The sequence below is a fragment of the Nocardia sp. NPDC056611 genome (genome assembly GCF_042792755.1).
Lineage (GTDB): Bacteria > Actinomycetota > Actinomycetes > Mycobacteriales > Mycobacteriaceae > Nocardia.
The window spans coordinates 1-2,458 of the sequence record NZ_JBHTVV010000004.1; the positions used below are offsets into that span (position 1 = coordinate 1).

The following is a 2,458-nucleotide window of genomic DNA, read 5'->3' on the forward strand; positions in this document are numbered from 1 at the left end:
GGTGGAACTAGTGTGATCGTCAGGCGCTCCTCGTCCAACCTCGTTTCCCAGGCCCTTGGGGCTCCGGGTCGGTGTCCGTGTCGCTCTGACCTGGACTAAGTTACGTGTTGCTACGAACAGAAGTCAAATCGGCTGGTCAGAGGCATAATTCGCGGGTGTACGTGTGTGCTTGGTCGATTACGAGTGGCATTGCCGATGAGTTCGCGGAAAGACTCCCCGGCAATAAGGAAACCGACTGGCGCGTTAGTTGGCTGCCCGGCCGCCTCGTCACCCGTGAACAAGCGATCGCCGCCATGGAATTGGTGGAACTCCTCCTCGGCTCCGCGCATCCGAATGATCCCGCCACGCACGCGACCATCGCGGCCGCCGCCGCACTCCTCGGTATCCGCGCCATCGATGCCGCCGCCGTGCTCTCCGAACGTCATCCCCGGCGCTGACCGGGGCACGAATCCGAACCCCCACCGAATCCCGGTGCGGCACTTAGCATCACTGGGCATGCACGACATCAGTGGGCTGCTGCACAAGATCCGCCACGGCCTCGACACCCAGGTCAGCCTGTCCCGGCTGCGGCGCGACCGCACCCTCGCCGACGCCGTCGCGGGCCGGACCGTGCTCATCACCGGGGCTTCCTCGGGCATCGGACGAGTCGCCGCCGTGCGGCTCGGCGCGGCCGGGGCCACGGTTCTCCTGGTCGCGCGCCGCGCGGACGAGCTCTCGGACGCGGTCTCCGAGATCGAGGCCGCGGGCGGGCGGGCCGCCGCCTACCCCTGCGACCTCAATGACTTCGAGGCGCTCGACGCCATGACCGCGAAGGTGCTCGCCGACCACGGCCGGGTGGACATCCTCGTCAACAATGCCGGGCGATCCATTCGCCGCCGGCTCGACGAGTCCTACGACCGCTTCCACGACTACGAGCGCACCATGCGGCTCAACTACTTCGCGGCGGTCCGCCTCATCCTCGCCTTCGCCCCCGCCATGCGGGACCGCCGCGACGGGCAGATCATCAACATCCTGTCGCTCGCCAACCTCTACGGCGGCCCCGGCTATGCCGCGTATGTCGCGTCCAAGGCCGCCCTCGACTCGCTCAGCACCAATCTGCAAGCCGAGACTCAGACCGAGAACCTCCGTTTCACCTCGATCTACCTCCCCCTCGTCCGCACCGACATGATCACCGCCAACCCCGTCTACCAGCAGGCCACCGCCAACGCGCTCACCGCGGACGAAGGCGGTCGGATCATCTGCGACGCCATCATCGACCGCCCCCGCCGGCTGGCACCGGTCATGGGCCGGGTCGCCGCGCTCATCGACAGCGTTCTCCCCGAACGCGCCGACACCATTCGCAACGCCCGCTTCCGCCAAGGCATGTGAACCCGGCCGCCGTCACCCGCGACGGCGGCCCCACAACACGGCCAGCCCCAGCATCCACCCGCTCCACAGCACGTACCCGGCGAAGTTCGCCTGCTGCGCACCCGCCACCTGCCACGGGGCGGCCACACCGAACAGGATCAGTGCCGCCGACATCGCGCCGAGGACCGCGAACCAGCGCGGGAAGCCCTCACGCCGCAGGACCGAGACCACCAGCACCGTCCACGCGGCGGTGAACAAGTAGCCGAGCGTCTCACCGAGTAACGAACCCAACAGCCTGTTCCAGAACTCGAATTCCGTGACCGCCGTGGAACTCCCGACCTCGGCAGCCGCATGAGCGGCGAGCCCCGGTACCAGCAGCGGCCAGCGCGACAGGCCGATCGCCTGCACCACTCCCGCCGCCACCCCGATACGCACCGCCCAGCGCATGCGCGGCGAATCCGTGCGACGGCCCACCCCCAGCACGATCGGAACGAACAGCAGCGCGCCGACCACGAGCACCGAGAACCAGGCGACCACCGCGGACTCGTGCATCCGGAACGACGCCAACACCTCCGCGCCCGGACGGGACAACACCCGCGGGTAGTCGAAGACCGCGCCCAGACCGCCGAACCCGGCGTTCATGAACACCACCGCCGCCACGATCAACGCGGGCACGATCAGCACCCTCGCAGAGCCGGACGCTCGCCGGCCGGAACCAGTTGGTGCCACAGCGTTCACGACCGCGCCGCCGCTACCGGCGGTCGGGACACCTTCCACGCCGGTGATTTCGGCTGCCGCGGATACGCCGCCCGCGCTGCCGAACTCGGCGGCAACGGAGGCGCCGCCCGCGCTCGGAACCTGGGCGGGCACGGTCAGCGTCCCTGCGATGCCGGTCCGCCGCCGATCGGAACCGGTCGGCGCCACAGCGTTCACGACTGCGCGACCCGGGCGGGAGGCGAGCACGGCGTCCACGCGTGCGGCTTCGGCCGCCACGGGCGCACCATCCGCGCCGCAGACCTGGGCCGTGGCGGGCACATCGTCAGTGCTGGCGATCCGGGCGGTGGCGGGCACACCGTCAGTGCTCGCGATCCGGGCGGTGGCGGGCACACCG

Annotated in this window: 3 protein-coding genes; 2 read left to right on the plus strand and 1 reads right to left on the minus strand. The window is 69.8% G+C overall.

What is annotated here, in order from left to right; genetic code table 11:
* Positions 1 to 104: 104 nt before the first annotated feature.
* Both ACFRAQ_RS21420 and ACFRAQ_RS21425 read left to right on the plus strand, forming a co-directional pair.
* Entirely contained in the window at positions 105 to 437 is a 333-nt protein-coding gene (locus ACFRAQ_RS21420; protein ID WP_379102246.1) for a hypothetical protein, read from the plus strand.
* 58 nt (positions 438 to 495) lie between these two features.
* Positions 496 to 1,368: an SDR family NAD(P)-dependent oxidoreductase gene (locus tag ACFRAQ_RS21425; protein ID WP_379102249.1), complete on the plus strand. Its 873-nt coding sequence runs from the start codon at positions 496 to 498 to the stop codon at positions 1,366 to 1,368.
* A 12-nt stretch (positions 1,369 to 1,380) separates the two neighbouring features.
* Here the strand turns inward: ACFRAQ_RS21425 and ACFRAQ_RS21430 are convergent.
* On the minus strand, positions 1,381 to 2,458 hold a 1,078-nt coding region (locus ACFRAQ_RS21430; RefSeq protein WP_379102251.1), incomplete at its 5' end, for a DUF4386 family protein.

Coding starts and splice junctions, on each gene's coding strand:
- ACFRAQ_RS21425 (WP_379102249.1), top strand. CDS start 496: ATGCACGACATCAGTGGGCTGCTGCACAAGATCCGCCACGGCCTCGAC.